Consider the following 3,457-nt stretch of genomic DNA (forward strand, 5'->3'; position numbering starts at 1 on the left):
CCGAGGACCTCCAGGTGTTGGGTGGGGAGGGGGGAACCGCGTCTTGTTGGGCGGGGGGATTTTTCTCGGTTTTTTTTTGTGGTTTCTTTCTCGCCCTCCCCACCACACTCGCCTGAGCAGGGCCGTCCGGGATGGACGGCCCTGCTGCGTTTTCCGCGCCCCGCGCTCCCCGCAGAACGGGCCCCTCGCCCCGGACGGCAGACCACCACCGCCGCACCGAGGAGAGACCTTGACCACCACGCCCGCGTCCGCCGCCGCCGTCGCCACGACCGTTCCGTCCGGCACGACCGGTACGACCGGCACGACCGTTCCGTCCGGTACGACCAGCACGTCCGTCCCGTCCGTTCCGTACGACGACGACCCGAGCGCCCACCGCGTCCTCACCGGGGACCGCCCCACCGGACCGCTCCACCTCGGCCACTACTTCGGCACCCTGCGCAACCGCGTCCGGCTCCAGGACCAGGGCGTCGAGATGTTCGTCGTGGTCGCCGACTACCAGGTCATCACCGACCGCGACCTCGCCGACCGGCTCGCCGAGCACACCGAGAACCTCGTCCTCGACTACCTCGCCGCCGGCCTCGACCCCGAGCGGGCGACGATCTTCCCGCACAGCGCCGTCCCCGCCCTCAACCAACTGCTGCTCCCCTTCCTCAGCCTGGTCAGCGTCGCCGAACTGCGCCGCAACCCCACCGTCAAGGACGAGATCACCCACTCCCGGCAGTCCGCCGTCAGCGGGCTGATGTTCACCTACCCCGTCCACCAGGCCGCCGACATCCTCTTCTGCAAGGCCGACCTGGTCCCGGTCGGCCAGGACCAGCTGCCCCACCTCGAAGTCGCCCGCACCGTCGCCCGCCGCTTCAACGAGCGCTACCCGCACGCCGACGGCAGCGCCGTCTTCCCCCGCCCCCAGGCCCTGCTCTCCGACGCCCCGATGCTGCTCGGCACCGACGGCGGCAAGATGAGCAAGAGCCGGGGCAACGCCGTCGCCCTCGGCGCCACCGAGGACGAGACCGCCCGGATCATCCGCGGCGCCCGGACCGACGCCGACCGCCGGATCGGCTACGACCCGGTCAACCGGCCCGAGGTCTCCAGCCTCGTCCTGGTCGCCGCCCTCTGCCAGGACCGCACCCCCGAAGCCGTCGCCGAGGAGATCGGCGACGGCGGAGCCGCGGTGCTCAAGCGCACCGTCACGGAGTCCGTCAACGAGTTCCTCCGCCCGATGCGCGCCCGCCGCGCCGCACTCGCCACCGACCGGGGCCACCTGAGGCAGGTCCTGCGCGACGGCGCCGAGCGGGCCAACGCCGTCGCCGACGCCACCCTCGCCGAGGTCCGGGAGGTGATGGGGGCGGCGATCTGAAGAGCGCTCACCGCCGGGCACCGGCAGGGCGGGGGACATCGGCCGCTTGACACGGGGCATATCGTCACCGGGCGGTCGCGGCCACGACGCGACCGCCCGCACCCCGATCCCGCGCCCGAAAGGTGGCCCGGCCCATGGACCAGCACCCGACCACACCCGGCCAGGGGCTGACCCGCCCGCCGCACCTGCGCCCCGGCGACCACATCGCCGTCGTCGCCCCCAGCGGCCCCATCGACGCCGAACGCCTCGCCGCCGGCTGCGCGATCCTCCGCTCCTGGGGGTTGCGCGTCACCGTCGCCCCGCACGTCCTCGACACCCACCCCACCCTCCGCTACCTCGCCGGCGCCGACGCCGACCGCGCCGCCGACCTCCAGTCCGCCTGGCTCGACCCCACCGTCGACGCCGTCATCTGCGCCCGCGGCGGGTACGGCGTGCACCGACTGGTCGACCTGCTCGACTGGACCGCGATGCGCGCCGCCGCGCCCAAGCCCTTCATCGGCTTCAGCGACGTCAGCTCCCTGCACGAGGCCTTCGCCCAGCGCCTCGGCCTCGCCACCCTGTACGGCCCGCTGGCCGCCGGGGCCTCCTTCGTCGCCGACGGCCCGACCGCCGAGCACCTGCGCCGCACCCTCTTCGACCCGGCCGCCGTCACCGTCCTCACCTCACCCACCGCCGCCCCGCTCGTCCCCGGCCGGGCCCGCGGCGTCACGGCCGGCGGCTGCCTCCACGTCCTCACCGCCGAGCGCGGCACACCCGCCGCGCGGCCCTCCTACGAGGGCGGCATCCTGCTGCTCGAAGACGTGAACGAGCACCCCTACCAGCTCGACCGGCTGCTCACCCAGCTCCTGCGCTCCGGCGCGCTCGACGGCGTGGCCGGCGTGGCCCTGGGCTCCTGGGAGGGTTGCGGACGGCCCGAGCGGATCCGGGACGTGATGCTCGACCGGCTCGGCGGGCTCGGCGTTCCCGTGCTCTGGGAACTGGGCTTCGGCCACTGCCCCTCCACCCTCACCGTCCCGCTCGGCGTTCCCGCTCTGCTCGACGCCGACGCCGGCACCCTGACACTGGACCAGCCCGCCCTCGTCGGCCGCTGAGCTCGCGACCGACCGGACCCGACCCGACCCGACTCGACTCGGTGAGTCCGGCCCGTCCGGGGGCACCGAGCAAGGGGCACGCTGAAAGAGGTGCGCCCTGAGTAAGGTGCCGCCATGAACGAGGACCGCCTCACCGCCCTTGCCCTCGGCTTCCTGCGCGGCCCGGGCAGCAACGCCCGCACGATCCTCGGACTTGCCGGCCCGCCCGGCGCCGGCAAGTCCACCCTGGCCCGCCGTCTGGTCGCCGAGGTCGAGCGCGCCGAAGGCCCCGGCAGCGCCGCCTACGTCCCGCTCGACGGCTTCCACCTCTCCGGCGCCCAGCTCGACCGCCTCGGCCTGACCCACCGCAAGGGGGCCCCGGCCACCTTCGACGCCCACGGTTACGTCGCCCTGCTGCGCCGCATCGCCGGCGACCGCTTCCAGGACATCTACGTCCCGGACTTCGACCGCACCCTGGACGAACCGGTCGCCGCCCGCCACGTGGTCCGCCCGCACACCCGACTCGTCATCACCGAAGGCAACTACCTCGCCTCCGCAGACACCCCCTGGCCCGACGCCCGTCGACTGCTCCACGAGCTCTGGTACGTGCACACCGACGACGAGGAACGTGAGGAGCGCCTGCTCCGGCGGCACCGCGACGGCGGACGCGACGAAGCCGCCGCCCGCCACTGGGTCATCGGCAACGACCATCCGAACGGCGAGTACGTGAAGCCCGGCCGGGCGCTCTGCACCCGGACCGTCTCCGGGACGGGTTTGCCTTCGGTCTCGGGCAGGGGTAGTGTTTTCTAGTCGCTCGGCAGGGAGCACCGGACACGCACTGCGCGGACGGTCCCGGGGCGGCCAATCCTCTGAAACACCACTTCCGGTTCGTGCCGGTCGTTTCGCTTTTTCGCGTGACGGCTCGGTGCTTATTCGGCGTGCTCGTTTTATCGGGTTGCGGCCGGATTCGCTTTTCGGGGCGGAGATCGGCTAGAGTTTGAAACGTCGGACAGGGCGTCAAGCCCCGGAA

The 3,457-nt window shown here is 73.1% G+C and carries 3 protein-coding genes; all 3 read left to right on the top strand.

The genetic code is table 11. From position 1 onward, the window contains the following. The first annotated feature begins 229 nt into the window (after positions 1-229). The 3 genes from trpS to ACZ5OX_RS26205 all read left to right on the top strand — a co-directional run bounded on the left by trpS (position 230) and on the right by ACZ5OX_RS26205 (position 3,237). Positions 230-1,357 (top strand): tryptophan--tRNA ligase, encoded by a 1,128-nt coding sequence (gene trpS, locus ACZ5OX_RS26195; RefSeq protein ID WP_465633427.1) that lies wholly within the window; start codon positions 230-232, stop codon positions 1,355-1,357. Between the two features lie 134 nt (positions 1,358-1,491). Continuing rightward, positions 1,492-2,448: a S66 peptidase family protein gene (locus ACZ5OX_RS26200; protein ID WP_465633429.1), complete on the top strand. Its 957-nt coding sequence runs from the start codon at positions 1,492-1,494 to the stop codon at positions 2,446-2,448. A gap of 114 nt (positions 2,449-2,562) precedes the next feature. After that, on the top strand, positions 2,563-3,237 hold the full coding sequence (locus ACZ5OX_RS26205) for a nucleoside/nucleotide kinase family protein (protein WP_465633431.1): 675 nt from the start codon (positions 2,563-2,565) through the stop codon (positions 3,235-3,237). The last annotated feature ends 220 nt before the right edge of the window (positions 3,238-3,457 follow it).

It is taken from the genome of Kitasatospora sp. NPDC032121 (genome assembly GCF_055580145.1).

Excerpts from the sequence above, each read along its gene's own strand:
- ACZ5OX_RS26200 (WP_465633429.1), top strand. The coding sequence starts at position 1,492 with ATGGACCAGCACCCGACCACACCCGGCCAGGGGCTGACCCGCCCGCCG.
- ACZ5OX_RS26205 (WP_465633431.1), top strand. The coding sequence starts at position 2,563 with ATGAACGAGGACCGCCTCACCGCCCTTGCCCTCGGCTTCCTGCGCGGC.